General features: G+C 70.0%; 23 protein-coding genes. 6 read left to right on the forward strand and 17 right to left on the reverse strand.

The features are described 5' to 3' along the window. Window positions 1–114: 114 nt before the first annotated feature. A complete protein-coding gene (locus DVR05_RS25325) occupies window positions 115–525 on the forward strand; it encodes a hypothetical protein (protein ID WP_116248434.1) in 411 nt (136 codons plus the stop codon). A 57-nt stretch (window positions 526–582) separates the two neighbouring features. Here the strand turns inward: DVR05_RS25325 and DVR05_RS25330 are convergent, their stop codons facing one another. The 4 genes from DVR05_RS25330 to DVR05_RS25345 form a co-directional block, all read right to left on the reverse strand. Next, on the reverse strand, window positions 583–978 hold the full coding sequence (locus DVR05_RS25330; RefSeq protein ID WP_116248435.1) for a RidA family protein: 396 nt from the start codon (window positions 976–978) through the stop codon (window positions 583–585). Continuing rightward, complete coding sequence (locus tag DVR05_RS25335) at window positions 963–1,301, reverse strand: hypothetical protein (protein ID WP_157982547.1); 339 nt, start codon at window positions 1,299–1,301, stop codon at window positions 963–965. Before DVR05_RS25335 ends, DVR05_RS25330 begins: the two co-directional genes overlap by 16 nt. Before the next feature lie 272 nt (window positions 1,302–1,573). Continuing rightward, entirely contained in the window at window positions 1,574–2,377 is an 804-nt protein-coding gene (locus DVR05_RS25340; RefSeq protein ID WP_116248437.1) for an SAM-dependent methyltransferase, read from the reverse strand. 72 nt (window positions 2,378–2,449) lie between these two features. Beyond that, window positions 2,450–4,252: an Imm49 family immunity protein gene (locus DVR05_RS25345; RefSeq protein WP_116248438.1), complete on the reverse strand. Its 1,803-nt coding sequence runs from the start codon at window positions 4,250–4,252 to the stop codon at window positions 2,450–2,452. A gap of 300 nt (window positions 4,253–4,552) precedes the next feature. Here DVR05_RS25345 and DVR05_RS25350 point away from each other — a divergent pair, with 300 nt between their 5' ends. Beyond that, entirely contained in the window at window positions 4,553–7,186 is a 2,634-nt protein-coding gene (locus DVR05_RS25350; RefSeq protein ID WP_232832331.1) for a penicillin acylase family protein, read from the forward strand. A gap of 124 nt (window positions 7,187–7,310) precedes the next feature. On the opposite strand, the gene DVR05_RS25355 is transcribed toward DVR05_RS25350, so the two are convergent. Beyond that, on the reverse strand, window positions 7,311–8,201 hold the full coding sequence (locus DVR05_RS25355; RefSeq protein ID WP_116248440.1) for an oxidoreductase: 891 nt from the start codon (window positions 8,199–8,201) through the stop codon (window positions 7,311–7,313). An 80-nt stretch (window positions 8,202–8,281) separates the two neighbouring features. On the opposite strand from DVR05_RS25355, the gene DVR05_RS25360 reads away from it, so the two are divergent. Next, the gene (locus tag DVR05_RS25360; protein WP_116248441.1) at window positions 8,282–8,866 is read left to right on the forward strand and encodes a TetR/AcrR family transcriptional regulator; all 585 of its coding nucleotides are present in this window, start codon (window positions 8,282–8,284) and stop codon (window positions 8,864–8,866) included. A gap of 69 nt (window positions 8,867–8,935) precedes the next feature. On the opposite strand, the gene DVR05_RS25365 is transcribed toward DVR05_RS25360, so the two are convergent. Both DVR05_RS25365 and DVR05_RS25370 read right to left on the reverse strand, forming a co-directional pair. Then, the gene (locus DVR05_RS25365; RefSeq protein WP_116248442.1) at window positions 8,936–9,169 is read right to left on the reverse strand and encodes a hypothetical protein; all 234 of its coding nucleotides are present in this window, start codon (window positions 9,167–9,169) and stop codon (window positions 8,936–8,938) included. 56 nt (window positions 9,170–9,225) lie between these two features. Continuing rightward, window positions 9,226–9,453 carry a hypothetical protein gene (locus DVR05_RS25370; RefSeq protein ID WP_116248443.1) on the reverse strand — a complete coding sequence of 76 codons (228 nt, stop codon included), beginning with the start codon at window positions 9,451–9,453 and terminating at the stop codon, window positions 9,226–9,228. Window positions 9,454–9,745: 292 nt separating this feature from the next. On the opposite strand from DVR05_RS25370, the gene DVR05_RS25375 reads away from it, so the two are divergent. Further along, the gene (locus DVR05_RS25375) at window positions 9,746–9,940 is read left to right on the forward strand and encodes a DUF1918 domain-containing protein (RefSeq protein ID WP_116248444.1); all 195 of its coding nucleotides are present in this window, start codon (window positions 9,746–9,748) and stop codon (window positions 9,938–9,940) included. 109 nt (window positions 9,941–10,049) lie between these two features. Here DVR05_RS25375 and DVR05_RS25380 read toward each other — a convergent pair whose 3' ends face one another. Further along, window positions 10,050–10,544 carry an FBP domain-containing protein gene (locus DVR05_RS25380; protein ID WP_116248445.1) on the reverse strand — a complete coding sequence of 165 codons (495 nt, stop codon included), beginning with the start codon at window positions 10,542–10,544 and terminating at the stop codon, window positions 10,050–10,052. A gap of 214 nt (window positions 10,545–10,758) precedes the next feature. Here DVR05_RS25380 and fusA point away from each other — a divergent pair, with 214 nt between their 5' ends. Then, complete coding sequence (fusA, locus tag DVR05_RS25385) at window positions 10,759–12,849, forward strand: elongation factor G (RefSeq protein WP_116248446.1); 2,091 nt, start codon at window positions 10,759–10,761, stop codon at window positions 12,847–12,849. A 169-nt stretch (window positions 12,850–13,018) separates the two neighbouring features. On the opposite strand, the gene DVR05_RS25390 is transcribed toward fusA, so the two are convergent. Next, complete coding sequence (locus tag DVR05_RS25390) at window positions 13,019–13,621, reverse strand: DUF4352 domain-containing protein (protein WP_232832321.1); 603 nt, start codon at window positions 13,619–13,621, stop codon at window positions 13,019–13,021. A gap of 581 nt (window positions 13,622–14,202) precedes the next feature. Continuing rightward, window positions 14,203–14,685, reverse strand: a complete 483-nt coding sequence (locus DVR05_RS25395; RefSeq protein WP_116248448.1) for a MarR family winged helix-turn-helix transcriptional regulator — start codon at window positions 14,683–14,685, stop codon at window positions 14,203–14,205. 90 nt (window positions 14,686–14,775) lie between these two features. Between DVR05_RS25395 and DVR05_RS25400 the strand changes: the two genes are divergently transcribed. After that, window positions 14,776–15,633, forward strand: a complete 858-nt coding sequence (locus DVR05_RS25400; RefSeq protein WP_116248449.1) for a haloalkane dehalogenase — start codon at window positions 14,776–14,778, stop codon at window positions 15,631–15,633. A gap of 119 nt (window positions 15,634–15,752) precedes the next feature. Here the strand turns inward: DVR05_RS25400 and DVR05_RS25405 are convergent, their stop codons facing one another. The 7 genes from DVR05_RS25405 to DVR05_RS26830 form a co-directional block, all read right to left on the reverse strand. Continuing rightward, a complete protein-coding gene (locus tag DVR05_RS25405) occupies window positions 15,753–16,043 on the reverse strand; it encodes a hypothetical protein (RefSeq protein WP_116248450.1) in 291 nt (96 codons plus the stop codon). 103 nt (window positions 16,044–16,146) lie between these two features. Further along, window positions 16,147–16,383: a hypothetical protein gene (locus DVR05_RS25410; RefSeq protein WP_116248451.1), complete on the reverse strand. Its 237-nt coding sequence runs from the start codon at window positions 16,381–16,383 to the stop codon at window positions 16,147–16,149. 406 nt (window positions 16,384–16,789) lie between these two features. Further along, window positions 16,790–17,887, reverse strand: a complete 1,098-nt coding sequence (locus DVR05_RS26825; RefSeq protein ID WP_157982548.1) for a hypothetical protein — start codon at window positions 17,885–17,887, stop codon at window positions 16,790–16,792. Between the two features lie 118 nt (window positions 17,888–18,005). Then, on the reverse strand, window positions 18,006–18,632 hold the full coding sequence (locus DVR05_RS25415) for an IS630 family transposase (protein ID WP_116248452.1): 627 nt from the start codon (window positions 18,630–18,632) through the stop codon (window positions 18,006–18,008). Then, window positions 18,541–18,879, reverse strand: a complete 339-nt coding sequence (locus DVR05_RS28040) for a winged helix-turn-helix domain-containing protein (protein WP_116248453.1) — start codon at window positions 18,877–18,879, stop codon at window positions 18,541–18,543. Before DVR05_RS28040 ends, DVR05_RS25415 begins: the two co-directional genes overlap by 92 nt. A 21-nt stretch (window positions 18,880–18,900) precedes the next feature. Continuing rightward, complete coding sequence (locus tag DVR05_RS25425; protein WP_116248454.1) at window positions 18,901–19,056, reverse strand: helix-turn-helix domain-containing protein; 156 nt, start codon at window positions 19,054–19,056, stop codon at window positions 18,901–18,903. Window positions 19,057–19,266: 210 nt separating this feature from the next. Continuing rightward, on the reverse strand, window positions 19,267–19,782 hold the full coding sequence (locus tag DVR05_RS26830) for a hypothetical protein (RefSeq protein ID WP_157982549.1): 516 nt from the start codon (window positions 19,780–19,782) through the stop codon (window positions 19,267–19,269). Window positions 19,783–19,791: the final 9 nt, after the last annotated feature.

Genomic DNA, 19,791 nt, shown 5'->3' on the forward strand with positions numbered 1-19,791 from the left:
CGCTGGCATCGCCTGCATACGGATCTGTTACCGCAGACTCACCAAATGAGATGAGCTCTTAGGACCACCGAATCGGGGCGTGATCAACCACCTGAACACAGCAGGAGGATAACCGTGCCACACACTACCGGCCGCCACCGCAGGCGGCACCGAACCCTCGCGGGCCAGCTCTGGGCCCTCGCTACCGCGACCCTGGCCGCAGCTCTGGCCTTCGTGTTCGTCCCCAGCACACCGACCCGAACCGTGATCGGCCCCGCCCCGGACCGACGCGAACTCCCGACCGGTTCCCCCAGCGAGCCCGAGCCGCTCCCCGCGAACCCGGACCCCGACGAGACCGGCGGCGCGCTCATCCGCCCGTACATGTACCCGCGCCCCCAACGACGAGCGACGGCGACCATCCCCCAGCCGCGCATCCCCGTGGGCGACCTCCTGGCAGCAGAGCCGCCACCACAGCAGGGTGAGTTCGACGAACTCGCCAGCCTGGTCCGCGTCTACCTCGCCACCAACGGCTCCTCGAACAGCTAGACGCCGTGAGCGCTCGGGCGACACCCTCGACGGCTGCCGCCCGAGCGGAACATCAGGTCAGTCCCGAACGGCCAGGGCGTCGACCTCGAACAGCATCCCCGGCAGCGCCAGCGTCGCCACCCCCAGGAGGGTGTGCGTGGGCGGCTTCTCACCCCAGATCGCGTGCACACGCTCCCCGAGGACCTCCAGCTTGCCCAGGTCGTGGTCGACGATGTAGGTCCCCAACCGGACGACGTGCCGGTACTCCAACCCCGCGGCCTCCAGCGCCGTGCTCAGGTGGGCGAAGGCCAGGTCCACCTGCGCGGCGAAGTCCTCCACCGCCACCCCTCCCTTCGGGTCGGAGGCGTACTGCCCCGCGATGGCCACCAGGTCACCGGAGGTCTCGGCCAGGTGCGAGTACCCGAGCGGCACGGGGTCGTGCAGTCCCTCGGGGTTGCTCAGCGTGTGTGCCATGTCGGCTCCTTCTCGGATCTCGGTGTACGGAACCCGGCGAGCACCGCGCCCGCCAGGACGATGAGGACTACCCCGGCCCACGGGGTCACGGCGACGGAGAGCCCGTCGGCCACCCGCCCGCCCAGCAGCGCGCCCAGCGCGATGGCCGGGTTGAACGCGCAGGCCGGCAGCGCCGTGGCGGCCTCGGGGACCTCCGACGCGTGCCGCAGTATCCACGTCTGTGAACCCACCGACCCCCCGCCGTATGCCAGCCCCTGGACGACGAGCGCCGCGACGGCGGCGACGGGAATAAAACCGAGGAGCGCGAACGTTTCCGGCGCCACGGCCGACACCGCGAACCACGCGCGACGCCCACGCGGGCGTCCGTCCGGACGGCGTGTCCGCCTGAGCCGTCCGCGCTCCGACCTCGCGCCGCCAGGCGAGTTCGGCCCGGCGCGTCACCAGGTCGATCCGGCGGGAGCCGACGGGCGACTCGTCCAGCGCACCCGGCCCCTGGATTCGGGTCTCCGCGCACTGGAACCGCCCCGCGCCCACGCCTGGAGCCGCTCGTTCATGGAGGCCGCGGGCAACCCGTAGAACTCCGTCAGCGCGCCTCCTACACCTTGCGGGCGACCCCGCCGAAGTCGTCCAGGGGCCGGACCTGGCCCACCTCGGCCGGGTCCGGGCGCCACTCGGTCACCGAGACCACGCCCGGCTCCAGCAGCTCCAACCCGTCGAAGAACCCGGCGATCCGCTCGGGTGTGCGGTTGACCCGGGGGTTCTCCCCGGCCTCGTTCCACTGCCGGATCATCTCGTCCATCTCGGCGGGGGCGATGACGTTGGTGTCGTCGCACAGCACCAGGTAGCTGCCGGTGGGCAGCGCGTCCACGAGGCGGCGGACGACGGCGTAGGCGTCCTCGTCCTCGACCACGTGCGCGGTGATGCCCAGCAGCAACAGCGCGACCGGGCGGGAGAAGTCCAGCGTCCTGGCGGCCGCCTGGAGGATCCGTTCGGGCTCGTGCAGGTCGGCGTCGATGTAGTCGGTCGCGCCCTCGGGGCTGCCGGTGAGTAGGGCGCGGGCGTGGGTGAGCACGAGCGGGTCGTGGTCGACGTAGACGATCCGCGCGGCCGCGTTGTGGGCCTGGGCGACCTCGTGGGTGTTGTTGGCGGTGGGCAGCCCGGTGCCCACGTCGAGGAACTGGTCGACACCGGCCTCGGTGACCAGGTGGCGGACCACGCGCACGAGGAACGCCCGCTGGGCGACGGCGATCTCGGCGATCATCGGGTTGGCGGCGCGGATCTGGTCGCCCACGGCCCGATCGGCCGGGTAGTTGTCCTTACCGCCCAGCCAGTAGTTCCACACGCGCGCGGAGTGCGGCACCGACGTGTCCAGGGGGTGGTGGGAGGAGGGGGTGGTCATGGGGTCCTTCGCTCGTCGACCGTTGTTCGCGGTCAACCTAGACCACCTCGCCCTCCTGCGCACCCGCGCTGGTCAGGCCGGTCGGGCGAGGAGCCCGGCGGCGTGGTCCAGGACGCCGCGCGGCAGGTAGTCGCTCTCCACGGGAACGTCCCAGCCTCGGGCCCGCGCCAGGCAGGCCAGGGCGAGGAGACGCGTGTTGACCAGTCCGCGGCTGTCCCCCCGCTTGTCGCCCGCGCTGAAGGCGTCCCGGTGCGCCTCCAGCGCGTCGGCCAGTGCCAGGGCGAAGCCCTCCCGGTCACCCGCGACCAACTGCGACAGCGGCACGACGGGCGGTGGCGGGAAACCCGGAATCACCTGGTACCGGGGGAGGGCCGCCAGCGCGTCGTCCGTCGCCCCGCGAGCCTGGGCCTCCAGGGGTTCGACGTCCCGCGCCCCGGATTCGGCGGTGCGGGGCCCGGCCACCTCGGCGCGCAGGTAGGCCAGCAACGCCACCGGGTACAGCCTGAAGACGCTGATGCCTCCTCCGTCCCTCTCGGAGTCGAAGGCGCCCGCGGGGTGGGCCAACAGCGCGTCCAGACGTTCCCTGGCTCCGGAGAGCACCGCGTACTCGACCGCTGTCACACGCGCACCCTCGTTGATGACCCGGGTGGGCTCCACGGCGCGCAGGGGCGCGGTGGTCGGGCCGAGGGTGACCTCGACGGTGTCCTCCTTCGAGGTCACACTGGCGAAGGCGGCGGCCGTGTACTGCGAGGCGTGGGTGAGGGCCTCCAACTGACGCGGGTCGCGGGCCTGGGGATCGACGAGCGAGCGGTACCGGAACCGGCGGATCTCCTCCTCGGCCGACCGCTGGAGCGCCCCCGGAAGCTCCCGCGGCACGATCTGGGGCCGCCAGATCCTCTCCAGGCCCTCCCCAGAGCGGCGGTCCCATCGCTCCAGGATCCGGTCGACGTGCTCGGGCACGTCGGCCTCCCGCCCCACGACCAGCCGCCCCCGGGCCAGTTCCCGCAGCGCCCCGGCATCCTTGTCCGCGCCGTAGGCGCCCACGCGCGGAGCGCCCCGCCTCTCCTCTCCGAGGACGAGACGACGGGGCAGGTAGTCGGTGTCGAGGGGCTGCTCCCACCCCTCCTTCCGCACGGCCATCGCGGCGAAGGCGAGCGCCCCGACCGGCAGCAGGGACGCGGGGCGCTCCGCGGACGCCCCGTCGCGGTGGGCCTGGAGCCGGGCCGTCATCAGCTTCCAGAAGAGCTCCTCCTCACCGGACAGCAGCGTGTGCAGCTGCATCAGGTCGGGGTGGGGCACCCGTCCGTCCTGGGCCATCCCGGTGACGGCGGAGCCGACGTAGCCCAGGATCTGGTCCCGCTCAGCCCCCACCTCGGGGAACAGGTAGCAGGCCAGACCGCGTGCGAGGACCTCCCCCTCGTCGAAAGTCGAGGCCAGGGAGATGAGGGCGCCCGCGTTCTGTTCGTGGATCCCGGCGACCAGGCACAGGTACAGGGCCTCGATCCACTTCCGGGTCGGGGGCGTGCTGGGACCGGTGTCCCCGCCCTCTCCCCTCCCCTCGTAGACCACCCCGGTGCCCGTGTAGGTGGTGTGCACGGAGAACGATGCCGAGGCGGGCGCGTGGTCCAGCGTGAGCGCCCCGATCCGGGCCTCGGCCGCCGAGTACAGGGCGGTGAAGGCGTCGGTGTCGATCCCGGGCCGCTCCGCCGACCGCGCTCCGGCGTAGTCGAGCAGGTCACCGGCGATGATGTCCCAACCGTGGAGGTCCCGTCCGGCCTCCTGCTCCCGGTGGACGGCGCCGCCGATCTCGTCGGTGAAGCCCCTCGTGGCCTTGGCCAGGGCCTCGGCCCGCACCTCATGCCGCTCGATACGCACTGGTCTCCCGTGTCCCTTCCGTCGTGTGGTGCACCGGACGCCCGTGGGCCCGAACACGTGGGGGAGTCTGGCACGGCGCGGTGACAGGGCGGCGCTGAGCGACGACGGGACGGGACGGCCGGGCCGACGGTCGCGGAACGTGGGAAACCTCCGGCGCACCGTGTTTACCCGTAGGTAACAATTGGATCGACCGCCCCAGAGACCTGGATCACGTGACACCGCGCACCTTAGTGTTCCGCCATGAGTGTCTTGCGCAGCCGTGTCCTCGTTCGCGTACTTCTGGGTCTCCTCGCCGCCGTCATGGCACTGGCCCTGATAGCCACGCTCCTGGGGATATGGGCCGTCCGCCGCTCCTTCCCGGAGACCTCCGGCGAGCTCACCCTCCCCGGCCTCGACTCCCCCGTCACCGTCCTGCGTGACGGGTACGGAGTCGCGCACGTCTACGCCGACACCTCGCACGACCTCTTCATGGCCCAGGGGTTCACCCACGCCCAGGAACGCTTCTGGGAGATGGACTTCCGCCGCCACGTCACCGCGGGCCGGACCGCCGAGCTGTTCGGCCCCGACCAGGTCGAGACCGACGCCTACCTGCGCACCATGGGTTGGCGCCGCGTCGCCGAGCAGGAGTACGACCTGCTCGACGAGCGGACCCAAAGCCACCTGGACGCCTACGCCGAGGGCGTCAACGCCTGGATCGAGGAGCACTCGGGCACCGCCGCCAGCCTGGAGCACGGTCTGCTCGCCGTCACCGCCGACGACTACACCATCGAGCCCTGGACCCCCGCCGACAGCCTCGCCTGGCTCAAGGCCATGGCCTGGGACCTGGGCGGCAACCTCCGGGAGGAGACCGAGCGCGCCGTCCTCCTCGCCTCCGGCCTCACCCGCGACCAGATCGACGAGCTCTACCCCGCCTACCCCGTCGGCCGGCACACGCCGATCACCGCGACCGACGAGCACAACGGCGCCGAGGCCGACACGGAGTCCGATTCCGAGGCCGAGGCCGACGCCGACGCCGACGAACGGCGCGCCCCCGGCGCGGCGCCGACCGGCGCCTCCGGCCCGCCCGCGCCGCCAGGCTCCCCCGCCGCCGCGACGACGCGGACGCCCGACCTCCCCGAGGACGCCCTCTCCGCCGTCGAGGGCCTGGACCGGATCTCCGAGGCGATCCCCGGCCTGCTCGGCCCCGCCTCCAGCTCCGACCTGGGCTCCAACTCCTGGGTGGTCTCCGGCGACCACACCGAGTCCGGCCTGCCGCTCCTGGCCAACGACCCCCACCTGGGCGCGTCGATGCCCTCCGTCTGGTACCAGAACGGCCTGCACTGCAACGAGCTCACCGACGCCTGCCCCTACGACGTCACCGGGTTCAGCTTCTCCGGCCTGCCCGGCGTGGTCATCGGCCAGAACGAGTCCATCGCCTGGGGCCTGACCAACCTCAACCCCGACGTCATGGACCTGTACGTGGAGCGGATCGACGGCGACCACCACATCGTGGACGGTGAGCGCGTTCCCCTGGAGATCATCGAGGAGACGATCACCGTCGCGGGCGGCGAGGACGTCGACATCACCGTCCGCCTGACCGGGCACGGTCCGCTGATCTCCGACGCCGAGGCGGGGTCGCACCTCGCCCCCGTCACCGAGAATCCGCAGATCACCGAAGCCGCGGAGTCCGGCGACGAGGAGACGGGCGACGGGGGTTCGGACTCCCCCGGCGACGCGGACGGCTTCGAGTACGGCGTCGCCCTCCGGTGGACCGCCCTGGAGCCCGGCACCACCGCCGAGTCCATCTTCGCGCTCAACCGCGCCCGTGACTGGGGCGACTTCCGCGACGCCGCCAGCCGCTTCGACGTCCCCGCGCAGAACCTGATCTACGCCGACTCCGAGGGCAACATCGGCTACCAGGCGCCCGGCCGCGTCCCCGTGCGCGGTGCGGGTGACGGCCGCTGGCCCGCCCCCGGCTGGGACTCCGCCTACGACTGGGACGACTACCTGCCCTTCGACGAACTGCCCAGCGTGTACAACCCGGACTCCGGGGTGATCGTGACCGCCAACCAGTCCCTCGTGGACGACGAGTACCCCCACCACCTGACCGACGACTGGGACTACGGCTACCGGAGCCAGCGGATCAACGACCTCCTCGACCAGGCGATCACCGAGGGTCCGGTGACCTCGCGGGACATGTCCGAGATCCACATGGACTCCTACCACCTGGCCGCCGCCGAGGCCCTCCCCCACCTGCTGGAGGTCGAGGTCGACGGGGTCACGGCCCAGGCCCAGGAGCTGCTGCGGGACTGGGACGGCTACACCGACCCCGACTCGGCGGGCGCCGCCTTCTACCAGGCGTTCTGGCGCCACCTGCTGCCGCTGCTCTTCGACGAGCTGGGCGACGTGCCCATGAGCGGCAGCTCGCGCGGCATGTACGTGGTCAATCGGCTCCTGGCCGACCCCGAGTCCGCCTGGTGGGACGGTACGGCCGCCAGCGGTCGCGACGAGGTGCTGGCCGCCGCGATGGACGCCGCCGCGGAGGAGCTGACCGAACGCCTGGGCGGGGATCCCGCCACCTGGCGCTGGGGCGACCTGCACACCCTCACCGCGACCAACCAGTCCTTCGGCACCTCCGGGATCGGTCCGGTCGAGTGGCTGCTCAACCGCGGCCCGGTGGAGAGTTCGGGCGGGTCCAGCATCGTCAACGCCACCGGCTGGAACACGACCGAGGGATACGAGATCTCCGCCGTGCCGTCCATGCGCATGGTGGTGGACCTCGCCGACCGGGACGCCTCCACCTGGATCCACCTGACCGGCAACTCGGGGCACGCCTTCCACCCCAACTACGACGACCAGATGGCGGCGTGGGCCGCGGGCGAGACCCTGCCGTACACGGTCACCCGTGAGGGGGTCGGGGAGGCCGCGGTGGACGAGCTGACCCTCGTCCCGTAACCGCCCGGCGTCCCGCGACCGCTCGGCGCGGCCCCACCGCCTCGCCCCCGTCCGGCGCTCCTCCACCGGACGGGGGCGAGGCGGTTCAGCGGACCAGCTCAGCGGAGGGGTCCAGCGGAGCGGTTCAGTCGCCCGGCGACAGGTCCGGGAACTCCACTCCGGTGAGCTCCTCGGACACCGTCCACAGCCGCCGCGCGGCGATCGAGTCCCACGCCGCCTCGCTCCGGCTGCACAGCCCGGGGGCGCCGCGTGTTCCCCCCATCTTCGTGGGTCCGGCGAAGGCCGCACCGGGCACGTCCTGGGTGGCGGCGTAGATCGTGGGCAGCGCGCCGGCGGCTCCGCTCTGGGCGATCAGCCTGTTCCCCACGGCCATCAGCCCCCGGTAGAGGGGGTTGGCGGCGTGGCTCTGGAGGTTGGTGGCCGCGTACCCGGGATGGGCGGCGGTCGCGAGCACCGGCGATCCCGCCGCCTCCAGCCGCCGCTGCAACTCCAGCGTGAACAGCAGGTTGGCGAGCTTGGACTGGGCGTAGGCACGGCCCGGCGTGTAGCCGGAGTCCAGGTTCAGGTCGTCGAAGTCGATGGCGCGCACCATCCGGTGCAGGCCGGACGAGACCGTCACCACCCGGCCGGTGACGTGCGTCAACAGCAGGTTGGTGAGGGCGAAGTGGCCGAGGTGGTTGACGCCGAACTGCGTCTCGAAACCGTCCGCCGTGCAGGACCGGGGGACGGCCATCACGCCCGCGTTGTTGACCAGCAGGTGGATGGGCCCGTCCCATCCTTCCGCGAACGCCCGCACCGACGCCAGGTCGGCGAGGTCGAGGGGGCGTACCTCCGTGGTGCCGTCGACCGCCTTCGCGGCGGTCCGGCCCTTGTCCTCGTCGCGCACCGCCATCACCACCCGCATGCCCTTGCGTGCGAGGACGCGCGTGGTCTCCAGGCCCAGTCCGCTGTTGGCTCCGGTGACGACCGCCGTGCGGCCGCTCAGGTCAGGGATCGTGACCGCTTTCGTCTCCATCGCGCCACCGTAGACGATCCCCCCAAAGTTGTCAATGACAACAATGCTGGCGGCGGAAACATCCGGCCTATCCTGGAGCCATGCCTGACCGCCCGTACCACCACGGCGACCTGCGCGCCGCCCTGCTCGCCAGCGCCGAACGCGCCCTCGCCGAACGCGGCCCGGCCGCGCTGTCCCTGCGCGAACTCGCCCGGGAGGCGGGCGTGAGCCACGCCGCCCCCAGCCGCCACTTCAAGGACAAGCAGGCCCTGCTCGACGCCCTGGCGCTCACCGGGTTCGAGCGGCTCACCGAGCGTCTGGAGCGCGCGGCCGAGGGCGCGGACGGCACCCTCGCCAACCTCGTCGGCCTGGCCCGGACCTACGTCGGGTTCGCCGTCGAGCACCCCGCCCTGCTCGACCTCATGTACACGCGCAAGCACGACCCCGACGTCTCCGAACAGCTCGTCGCGGCGGTCGAGCGCATGCTCGACTCGGTGGTGAACCCGATCAGGCGGGGCCAGGCAGCCGGGGAGATCGCCGAGGGGGACCCGTTCGCCATCGCGATGACCGTGGCCGCCACCCTGCACGGCTTCGTCACCTTCAAGGCGGGCGCCGATCCCGCCGACGTCGAGACCCGCCTCAGTGACGTGATGGGGGTTCTCCACGACGGGATCGCCCCGCGCTGAGGTGACCCGCGCCGTGGCTACCGGACGCGGACCGCGGGTCGCGCGCCGGGTCCGGGCGGCGGCCCCAGCCTACGAGGCGGCGCCGTCGTCGGGGGCGGCGCGTGTGTCGGTCCGGGGCCACCGGTGGACGGTGGTGCCGTCGATCCTCAGGAACGCCGAGCGCACCAGCCCCCGGGCCCTCCTCTCCCGGAAGACCTCGTGGTAGCGGCGGGTGAGTTCGTCGACGTCGTCGAACTCCTCCCAACCCCCTCCTTCGGGATCGGCGTCCTGCCACCACAGCTCGCCCTTCGGCCTTCCCCGCACCCACGGTTTCCAGAGCCCCGCCACGGGCCCCGGCCAGGCGTCGCCGCGAACCGAGGTCAGCAGGTCGCGCGGGGTGTTCTCTGGATCGACCGGGGCGAAGGCGAACCTCCCCCGCCGTCGTCGGACACGTGCGGAACGCCGCACCGGGGGCACTGCCACACGTCGCGGCACAGGTCGGAGATCTCGTCCCGCCGGGCTTCGCTCCCGTGGTGGAGGTCCTCCCAGTCCTGGTCGGCGACCAGGTGGCCGCGCGTGGACATGAAGTCCGTGTCGAGTTCGCGCATCGTCTCGCCGCATCTGGAGCTTCCTGCGTCCCCGCGGTGACCGGATCTTGCGGACCTCGAACTCGAAGTCGTCCATCGCACCCCTTCAGAGATGGGGTGTCGCAGCGACCACCAGAACTCAAGGAGGGTGGGAAGGGTGGGGGCGCTTCGTCGTGTCCGGGGTCCGTCCACCGCCGCGAGCACCCCGTACCGTCCCTGTTCAGCCGCCCGCCGGACCGGGTAGATCCCGGTTACGGCAGGTGACCCGGGTCGGCGGCGACACCGGTCACGGCCGACGTCGAACGGGGGCGACATGCAGGGCATGGTCGGCGACTACGTGCACACGCACGGGGTCACCAGCACGGACGGACAGCACAGCGGCAGGATCGTGGAGGTACGCGGCGCCAACAACGGGCCGCCGTACGTCGTGCGGTTCCCCGACGGTGAGGAGCGCCTGATCTACCCGGGCCCGAACACCATCGTGGAGCCCCGCTTCCCCAGGGACTGACCCCGGGGCGCCGAAACCCCGGGAGGGAGATCCTCCGCGCCCCGAGGGCCGGTGGACGCGACACCACCGGCCCTCGGCGCGCGACCGTCCGACCGCCGGGGCCGTGCCCTCAGGACCTGAGCCGCTCCAGGAACCCCGCGAGGTTCTCCCGGGCCCGCGCGGCCTGCTCCTCCACCGTGAGCGACTCCACGATCCGCCCTCCCCCGGGGCCGGGCTCCCTCAGCCCCCGGATGTAGAGCGAACAGGCGAAGTCCGAGCACATGCGCAACCCGATCGTGTTCCCCTCGCGCCCGGCCTTCCCCGCCTTGGGGGCCGACATGAGGGTCACGCCCTCGCCCCGGTGGGTGGTCAGGCACAGGGAACACAGGGTCGGGCGGAACCCGTCGCGCGCGGGGACGATGCGCAGCGCCACCCCCACCGGCCCCTCCTCGCCCTCGGCGACCAGGTAGGCGCGCTCGTGCGCCGTGTGGTCGCGCCAACCGAGGAAGTCCAGGTTCTCCCAGGGACGCTCCGCGAGATCCCGGGGCAGGGCCAGGCGTTTGGCCTCCCCCTTCGAACAGTTGATGAATGATCCGCGGATGTCCCGCTCGTTCAGGGCCTTCATGTTCGTCGACGCTAACAACCTGCCAAAACGCGGGGCAACGGGTTTTCCGCGCGCCGACGGCGTGGCGCGGGGACCGCCCCGGAACGGCGCAAAACCAATGGAACCCGCCGCGCCCGCCGCCTACGCTCTCGCCAGGCGGTGGACCGTACGGACGGTCCCCTGGCTCGCGCGCGCTCGCCGCCACACCCCCCGAACCCAGGAAGGACGGAACAGCATGGCCATCCAGCACACGGAAATGGCCGCGGTCCGCAACATCGGGATCATGGCGCACATCGACGCGGGCAAGACGACCACCACCGAGCGCGTCCTGTACCTCACCGGCGTCTCCCACCGGGTCGGTGAGGTCCACGACGGGAACACCGCCATGGACTTCATGCCCGAGGAGCGGGAGCACGGCATCACCATCACCTCCGCGGCCACGACCTGCCACTGGTCGGTCGAGGGAGTCGACCACACCGTGAACATCATCGACACCCCCGGCCACATCGACTTCACCGTCGAGGTGGAGCGGTGTCTGCGGGTGCTCGACGGGGCGGTCGCGGTGTTCGACGGCGTGGCCGGGGTCGAGCCGCAGTCGGAGATGGTGTGGCGCCAGGCCGACCGCTACGGCGTACCGCGCGTGTGCTTCGTCAACAAGCTCGACCGCGTCGGCGCCGACTTCGCGCGCTGCGTCGACACGATCTCCGCGCTGCTCGGCGCCGCGCCGCTGGTCCTGCACCTGCCGATCGGCGCGGAGCGGGACCTGCGCGGCGTGGTGGACCTCGTCCGGATGCGGGCGCTCGTATGGTCGGCCGAGGCCGAGCACGGCGAACGGTTCGACGTCGTCGACATCCCGGGCGAGATGGCCGCCGAGGCACAGGAGTGGCGGGCCCGTCTGGTGGAGGCGGTCGCCGAGCACGACGAGGAGGTGTTGGAGCTGTACGTCCAGGGTGTGGAACCCACGCAGGAGCGGCTGCGCGCGGCGATCCGCCGTGCCACCCTCGGCTCCGTCGACGGCGGCGCCACGGTCACCCCGGTGCTGTGCGGCAGCGCCTACCGGAACATCGGTGTTCAGCCCCTGCTCGACGCCGTGGTCCACTACCTGCCCTCTCCCGTCGACGCCGGTGCCGCACACGGCCGCTCGCCGGGCGATCCCGGCACGGTGGTGGCCCGGGAACCGTCCGAGGACGCGCCGCTGGCCGCCCTGGCGTTCAAGATCAGCGGCGACCCGCACCTGGGCAGACTCACGTTCGTCCGCGTGTACTCGGGACGGCTCGACACGGGCGCCCGCGTGCACAACCCTGTGCGGGGGGCGCGGGAACGCGTCGGCAAGATCTACCGCGTGCACGCCGACAAGCGTGAGGAGATCGCGTCGGCGGGCGCCGGGGACATCGTCGCCGTCATGGGGTTGAAGCAGACCGCCACCGGTCAGACCCTGTGCGACCCGCGGCACCCGGTCGTGCTGGAGTCGATGGACTTCCCGGACCCGGTCATCGAGGTCTCGGTCGAACCCGAGTCCCGGGCCGACCGGGACCGGCTCTCCGGCGCCATCGCGCGCCTGGCGGAGGAGGACCCCTCCTTCCGGGTGCGCGCCGACGCCGAGAGCGGCCAGACCGTCATCGGCGGCATGGGCGAACTGCACCTGGAGATCCAGGTCGACCGGATGCTCCGCGAGTACCGGGTGGCGGCCCGGATCGGCAGGCCCCGGGTCGCCTACCGCGAGACGATCCGCCGGGCCGTGACCGGGGTGGAGCACACCCACCGCAAGCAGCACGGCGGCAAGGGGCAGTACGCGCGTGTACGGATCGCCCTGGAGCCGCTGGAGTCCGGGTACGAGTTCGTGGACGCGGTGACGGGCGGCCGGGTGCCCAGGGAGTTCGTCCCGTCGGTGGACGAGGGGTGCCGCCAGGCGATGCTGGCCGGCGTGTTCTCGGAGTACGAGATGACCGGTGTCCGGGTGACGCTGCTCGACGGGGCCTTCCACACGGAGGACTCCTCCGAGCTGGCGTTCCGGATCGCCGGGGCGGCGGCCTTCCGGGAAGCGGTCGCCCTCGCGGAGCCGGTCCTCCTCGAACCGGTGATGGCCGTGGAGGTCACCACCCCGGAGGAGTACATGGGCGACGTGATCGGCGACCTCAACTCCCGCCGGGGGCGGGTGCGGGCGCTGTCGGACCGGTACGGCGCGAAGGTGGTGTCGGCGCTGGTGCCGATGGCGGAGACGTTCGGCTACGTGGGCGACCTGCGCGGCCGGACCTCCGGTAGGGCGAGCTTCACGATGGAGTTCGACTCCTACGCCGTGGCCGCGGCCCCCTCCGGCCTGGGATAACCACGGAATCCCGCGCCGGGGGCCACGACTTCGGGGCGGGTGCGGGCGGCCGGGGCGAGGCCCCGGCCCGAAGAACACCGCCCGGAGCTCTGCGCTCCGGGCGGTCCGGCCCGTCGTGGGCCCCGGTCCGGCGGACCGGGGCCCACCCCGCCGCCGGCGGGCGGGTCCGCTACTGGACGTCGGCGACGACCGGGTCGCCCAGGCCGAGAAGGTCGCCCATCTCGACGCTGGCGACCTCCACCTCGCCGACGACGGCGATCTGACCGCTCGTCCGCTGGCCGGGTTGGAGGGTGACCACGTCGAGCTGCTCGATGTCGGCGAAGATGGTGTCGGCCCAGTCACTGACGACCGTGCCGTCGGCCAGGACCACGGAGAAGTTGATCGGGTTGACATCGATCGCCTCGTCGGAATTGTTGACGATCTCGATGTCGATGGCCGTGTAGACGGTGTCGTCGATCGTGTCCCCGACGGTGCCCGCGTTGGTGGCGGTCATGGTGACCTCGGAGTCCGCGGCGGGCTCCTCGGCGGTGTCGTCCGCGGGCTCCTCGGCGGCCTGGTCGGAGCTGTCCGCCGAGTCGGACGGGGACGAGGCCGCGGTGCCGTCCTCGGAGGAGGCGACGAGACCGAGGGCGAACAACAGGACAAAGCCGATGACCACCAGGACGAGGCACCCTCCGCAACCGAAGATGCCGATCTTCGCGCCGGTGGACATGCCTTGTTTCGGCGGCGGCTGCGGGGGACCGTAGGGGGGCTGCTGGGGGGGATAGGACACGTGTACTCCTTCGTGCGGCGCTGGGGGGAGGCGGCGGAGCGGGAGCCGCGATGGTCGACCAGGCGCCGAGCGGGAGCGCGTGGCTGCGGCCGACGCTAGCGAACAAGACGGGACTTCGCTACCGAAAACGGTACGACCCCACCCGTGCCCCTCCTCCCCTCCACCCCGGTCACCTGCGGAACGGGGGCACGCGTCCTACACGCGCGTGGCCGTGTCCGGCCCGGGACTCCCGGGCGTGTCTCCGTGGGTGCCCACGGCAGGAACAGGACGCTGGCCCCCGCGGGACCGGGGACCCGTCGCGCACCGGCTCGTGGAGGGCGAACCGTTCGTCCACGGCCAGCGTGAGGAAGCCCGCGCCGGGCAGCGGCCAGATCCGCCTCGGCCGCTCACCGGGCCACGGCGAGCGCCACCGGGAGCGTCGGGGATCGCGGTGACGGTCAGCCCGGCTGCGGTGGGGGCGCCCCACACGGCGGACGGTCACCGTTCGTGGTCGCGGAGGGGTCCTCGACGACGAGTGCGGCCAGGCCCAACACGTGTCGGCGGGTGAGGGGCCGCCCAGGTCGCGGTTGAGGGGGCGGACCTCACCCCTCGGTGGGACGGCGGATCCCCGTGTGGTGGTCGACGAGGCGGGTGAGCAGGTCGACGAGCTGTTCCCGCTCCGGTCCGGACAGCGGCCGCAGGAGGTCGTCCTGGAGGGAGCGCAGGAGGTCGTCGAGGTGGCTCAACCACCGCGCGCCCGCCGGGGTCAGGGAGACGACGTTGCGGCGCCGGTCCTCGGGGTCCGGTCGGCGTTCGACCAGGTCGCGGTCGGCGAGCTCGTTGATGACCGCGACGAGGTCGCTGCGGTGGATGCCGGTGCGGCGGCTGAGGGTCGCCTGGCTGGCGGGGCCGAGGTCGTGCAGGGCGACGAGGGCGGCGTAGTGCCACTTCCGGGCGTCGGCGGCGGACAGTCCCGCGGCCACCACCCGGTCGGCGTGCATCGCCGCCATCCCGAGCAGCCTGCTGGGGAGGGTGCGCAGGCGGGCGGGGGCGTCCGGGTCGTCGGGCATGTCGGGTGCGGTCATGCGTCAAGTCTAGACACTTGCGTTGGTTCCCCTAACGATCTATATTCATTAGCGAAACTAACGTTAGTGTCACTAACGAATGGAGTTCGCATGCCCGTCGTCGACGTCCTCGACTCGACCATGTACCACGAGGAGACCGGGGAGGGGGCGCCCGTCGTCTTCCTCCACGGCAACCCCGCCTCCTCCCACCTGTGGCGCGAGGTCCTGCCCGTCTTCGGCTCCCCCGGGCGCCTGCTCGCCCCCGACCTGGTCGGCATGGGGCGATCCGGGAAACCCGACGGCGCCTACCGATTCGCCGACCACGCGCGCTACCTCGACGCCTGGTTCGACGCTCTGGGGCTGGACCGGGTGGTGCTGGTCGGACACGACTGGGGAGGGACACTCGCCTTCGACTTGGCCGCGCGCCACCCCGGCCGGGTGCGCGGCATCGCCTTCATGGAGACCATCGTCCGTCCGATGTCCCGGGCGGAGTTGAGCGCACCGGCCCGCGAGCGCTTCGAGACCCTGCGCACCCCGGAGGGAGGGCAGGGGGCGCTCAGCCGCAACGACCTCGTGGACGCCGCCTTCACCCGCGGTGTCCTCAGCCCGCTGGACGAGGAGGAGATCGCACCCTACCGGGCCCCCTACCCGGACCCGGACAGCCGGCGTCCGCTGCTCGCCTGGGCCCGCTCCCTCCCCCTGGACGGCGAGCCGGCCGACGTGGCGGAGCGGCTCGACGGCTACCGCGACTGGCTCGCCACCAGCGACGACGTGCCGAAACTGCTGCTGACCTTCGACTCCTCGCCGACACTGCTCATCACCGAGGACATGGCCGCCTGGTGCGCGACCCACATGGCGGCCCTGGAGAGGGAGCACTGCGGCCCGGCGGGGCACCATGCGCCGGAGGACCGGCCCGAGGCCATCGGCGCGGCGGTCGCCTCGTGGGCGGACCGCCACGGCCTCCGGTAGCGGCTACAGGGACTCGACCAACGGGAAAGCGCCCGCGAGCACCCGACGGTCCGACAGACGAGAGGGTCCGTTCCGGACAGGGACTCACCGCCCTTGGCGGGCCCCGACCACGCGCCCGGTCACCGCCGCCGGAACAGCAGACCGTACGCGCCGAGCGCCCCGGAGGCGACCGTCGGCACGGCTACGACCAGCGCCGCCGTGGCCCGCCCCTGGCGGACGAGGGCGCACTGCTCCCTCGTCCAGGAGGTGAGTCGTTCGTTGCCGAAGAGCGGATCGTCCGGGTGGTACACCCACGGAACCACGGAGTGGCAGGGACTGGGTTCGTGTGAACCCAGGTGGTGGCTGGACGGGGTCGCGAGCAGCAGGAGCACTCCGATCAGCCCGAGGGCAGCGATGACCAGAGCCGCCACCGCCGCGGGTCGGAACCGTGCACCCGCACGGGAGGGCGTTTCTCTTCGGGATGCTCGCATGCGTGGCCTCGGCATTCGTAGGGGAGGCGATCCGCCCGTATCGTCACGGATCCTTCGTCGACCACACTGTCCGATGGCCGGCGGGCCGTTCGGGTTCGGGCCACGGCACCACAGCCGCGGTCACCTCGGCGACGGGCCGTCCGGCGCGGGTTTCGGTGGCGTGGTCGGTGCGCTCGCTGCGACCGGCGGCGCGCAGGGTGAGAGTGAAGGAGTCGACGTGGGGCTTCAGGGGTCCGGCGGCCGTGTTGCGCGGTCCCCGGCGTAGGCGCTTGGTGCCCATAGGCGATTGCTCTCCAGGCGGTGAGGCTGTCAGCGGAGTGACTCCGCTTGAAGACGTCCCGGGTCAGACATAGTGAGAGCCGTCGAGGGGGTAGGGCCCCTCACCTTGTTCATCGAAGTGGGTCCGGCGATGGCGTGGGTGCGTGGACGACGTCATGACGGATATCAGCAGCTACACCGGTCGGTGCCCGGAAAAGGGGGCGGTCTCGCAGATGGACAAACCGGTGGAGTGCCTCCTGTGGGGCTGTGTGAGCAGGACCGAAGCTCCTACCGGGACGCTGGTGCCTCAGCCAGGGCCGCAGCGCGGTCGCGATGACGAGTAGGGCACCCAGGTCACCAGTGATCTCTTCACGCTTATCCACCCCACAGCACACGAATCACAATACGCGATCACGCCAGGCCCAGGACTACTTCGCGTGCTTCCCAGAGATCTTCCCCAAAACCAAGAAAACAGAACACGAATGAAGATTATCCGACTGACGATATTCTAATCTTCCCGGGCCTTCCTGACTCCCATTCGACCTTAACCCGGCCCCCAGGCCAACCTCGTTCTCGCCTGCTCGAACCCACGTATAGTAAGGCATCCCATCTGCTTCATAGGATAGCAGCAGATACTCCGTGCAGCCAGAGCGCGGATTCTCGCGACACTCCAAGTCGACAACCCACCCAGGAGAGCTTCGCGGATTCTCGAATTCCACATCGCCGCGGAAGGTTTCAAACAGGCCAAGACCAAGAATGCAAGCAATGGGAATTCCCACCACAAAAACATCCACCCAAGCCGGTATCACAAACAGCCGCAATCTCCTGCCACGCCTCACCCTTGGCAAGTCAGAATACTTTTCAGCAGCCGGAAAGAGGAGTGCACTTCCTGTGAAAACAGCCCCACAGGACAAAGTGATACTCCACCGCGACGACTCTTCCGCGATAAAGTTTTCGACTCCACCTATCAATATGGGGAGAACCAACAGCAGCATGCCAGAAACAAGAGCCATTAGCGCCAAGCCCCCTCGCCATAGGGCCGGACCAGCGTCCCTCCACCCCACCCGGGTCGAAGACACTTCCCCATTCGCATGCACACTCCTGGCGGCAAGTTTCGAATAGGGCCCTGCCTCTCGGAACCAAAGGTAGCCGAAGACAAGCAGTGGAAGCACTAAGGCGACCCATAAATTTGAGGCCAAGGTAGGAGGATCCACGAAGTAGTATCCCTCACCATAGGGAAGATACCTGACCGAGACCATCAAATCGTCGCCGACTTGATAATTTCCATATGCCTTGACGCTGTCAATTCCAGAAAAATCACCCTGGGGAGGGACACGAACAAGAGGGGCACCGTCCTTAACCCCAATTATCTCCCCACTGAGTACGAAAGAGTCGAATTTTGCAGAAATATGGGTCACAAGATCGTGCACCATCGGTGATATGAACAACCCGAACGATAGTCCTATCGACGGAACAGTCACCGCGTGCAGCAGAAAATTCTGAAATTTCTTTGGAATCTTGATCAAGACTGATCACCAAATCCAGGTCATCGGGGGTCACCTATGGGGTTCTCCAAAGTCCTCCCGACACTTCCGACGTTGTGATCATAGGAAATCACTTCACTCGTCTGATACTGATCTTTGATTAGGTGATTGACGGGAATGAGTCGGGATCGAGGCCGACGGATCGGATGAATCCCCGCAACAGACCCGGACGTTTCTGGACCGATCGCAGATGTGACCGCAGGACCTTCTCCAGTTCGTCCACGCCGCGGAAGGCCCGGTTGGCCAGAACCCTCTTCAGGTGCGACCACAGCGCCTCCACCGGGTTCAGTTCGGGGGCGTACGTGGGCAGGTGGACCACGCTCAACCACGGCCGCGCGGCCAACTCCTCGCGCATCCGCGCTCCCCGATGGGAGGAGTGGTTGTCCCAGATCAGCACCACCGGCACCCCGACCTGGGCGTGCACCCGGTCGATCAGGGCGGGCAGGTCGTGTTGGGTGATCGGCCGGTGCTGGGCGGTGTAGACCAGCCGGACCGTGCCCTGGAGCGGGTCCACGCACAGCCAGCCGACGGCGTTGACGCGTCGGCGGTGCCGGCGCGAGCGGGCGATCAGCGGCGTGCGGCCCTTCCTGCCCCAGGTGCGCCGTACCGGCGGGTCGGTACCGGCCCCCGTCTCATCAGCGAAGACGAGGCAGGCCCCGTCGCGTCCGACCTGCTCTTTTGACCCGCGGCCATACCTGGGTGCGCCAGGCCGCGATGTCCTCCTCATCCCTCTCGGCGGCCCGCACAGCGGGGACCTGCCAGGACAGGCCCAGACGGTCCAGCATCCGCCAGACCCCGGAGGGGTCGGCGAAGCCGACGCCGTAGCGCTCGCCGATGAGCCGGTTGACGCGGGCCAGGGTCCAGCACTGGTCGTCCCATCCGTGGGCTCCGGGGCCCTGGTCGAGCAGGCCGGGCAGCTCGCGCTCCTGCTCTGGCGAGAGCAGGGTGGCGGCGCCTTGCGGTCCGGGTGCCAGGGCCCCGACACCTCCCTGGGTTCACGTGGTGTGCCAGGTGTGGACGGCCTGTCGGCTCACGCCGAGCATGCGAGCGATCTCGGCCTGGGAGTGCTGTCCTTCCTCGAACAGGGCAGCGGCGAGCTTGCGTCGGTGGTGGAGTTCTTCGAGGGTTTTCGGGCTCGGGAGTACCTCCATGCCTTATGACACGACAGGTCCCAGCGACCGTCAAGACCCAAATCAAAGATCAGTACGAGGGGCTTCACGTATGTGGGCGATGATTCCGCAATGTTCGTTTTTGGCGCTCCCGAGAATTTCGCCCGGATTCCATGTCCGCACTTCGTTGAGAAAACCTCAATGTGGGCCACGGGCACCCGAACATCCTCCATAAGAGCAACAAGAAAACCGTTAGATAAAATACGGAGAAGCCCAAAGAAGAACAATCGAGGAAATTCCAAAAAGGAAAGAGAAAAAGGTGATCTGCATTGAACTCGAGAGAGATTTGAACTGCGCCCCCTCGCCGCGATTTCGAATCATCTTATTGACCCTAAGGAATTCAATAGTCGAGATCACTCCAACAGATCCAAAATAGGAAAACCCCAGGAGAATCGCCACTTCAAATCCCCGAGAAAATCCTGGGGGGAGTTGACCACCAGCAGCGTAGGAAAGAAATGCTTCAAGCCCCAAGAGAGCCAGGATCCAACTGATCATCCTTACCGGGGCCAAGGCGGAATCCACCTGAAACACCGCCTTCGCCAACCCAGCCTCCACCCGTCCAGCGCAACCCTGACTCCTTACTTCTACAAAGAAGTCTACATAGAAGCTACGAACCCTGGGGATAAATATCCCAAAGAGCCAGTCAAAAGCCCATATATACCCTACGCGCGACAATCTCCATGCTTCCTTATGTCCACTGGGGTTCACGAGGCTTCC

It is taken from the genome of Nocardiopsis sp. FIRDI 009 (assembly GCF_003386285.1).
In the GTDB taxonomy this organism is placed as follows: domain Bacteria; phylum Actinomycetota; class Actinomycetes; order Streptosporangiales; family Streptosporangiaceae; genus Nocardiopsis.

What these genes read in the sequence shown, in the direction of transcription:
- DVR05_RS25330 (WP_116248435.1), bottom strand. Translation starts at nt 978, where the DNA reads ATGGCACACACGCTGAGCAACCCCGAGGGACTGCACGACCCCGTGCCG.
- DVR05_RS25340 (WP_116248437.1), bottom strand. Translation starts at nt 2,377, where the DNA reads ATGACCACCCCCTCCTCCCACCACCCCCTGGACACGTCGGTGCCGCAC.
- DVR05_RS25350 (WP_232832331.1), top strand. Translation starts at nt 4,553, where the DNA reads ATGGCACTGGCCCTGATAGCCACGCTCCTGGGGATATGGGCCGTCCGC.
- DVR05_RS25355 (WP_116248440.1), bottom strand. Translation starts at nt 8,201, where the DNA reads ATGGAGACGAAAGCGGTCACGATCCCTGACCTGAGCGGCCGCACGGCG.
- DVR05_RS25360 (WP_116248441.1), top strand. Translation starts at nt 8,282, where the DNA reads ATGCCTGACCGCCCGTACCACCACGGCGACCTGCGCGCCGCCCTGCTC.
- DVR05_RS25370 (WP_116248443.1), bottom strand. Translation starts at nt 9,453, where the DNA reads ATGCGCGAACTCGACACGGACTTCATGTCCACGCGCGGCCACCTGGTC.
- DVR05_RS25375 (WP_116248444.1), top strand. Translation starts at nt 9,746, where the DNA reads ATGCAGGGCATGGTCGGCGACTACGTGCACACGCACGGGGTCACCAGC.
- DVR05_RS25380 (WP_116248445.1), bottom strand. Translation starts at nt 10,544, where the DNA reads ATGAAGGCCCTGAACGAGCGGGACATCCGCGGATCATTCATCAACTGT.
- fusA (WP_116248446.1), top strand. Translation starts at nt 10,759, where the DNA reads ATGGCCATCCAGCACACGGAAATGGCCGCGGTCCGCAACATCGGGATC.
- DVR05_RS25395 (WP_116248448.1), bottom strand. Translation starts at nt 14,685, where the DNA reads ATGACCGCACCCGACATGCCCGACGACCCGGACGCCCCCGCCCGCCTG.
- DVR05_RS25400 (WP_116248449.1), top strand. Translation starts at nt 14,776, where the DNA reads ATGCCCGTCGTCGACGTCCTCGACTCGACCATGTACCACGAGGAGACC.
- DVR05_RS25410 (WP_116248451.1), bottom strand. Translation starts at nt 16,383, where the DNA reads ATGGGCACCAAGCGCCTACGCCGGGGACCGCGCAACACGGCCGCCGGA.
- DVR05_RS25415 (WP_116248452.1), bottom strand. Translation starts at nt 18,632, where the DNA reads ATGAGGAGGACATCGCGGCCTGGCGCACCCAGGTATGGCCGCGGGTCA.
- DVR05_RS25425 (WP_116248454.1), bottom strand. Translation starts at nt 19,056, where the DNA reads ATGGAGGTACTCCCGAGCCCGAAAACCCTCGAAGAACTCCACCACCGA.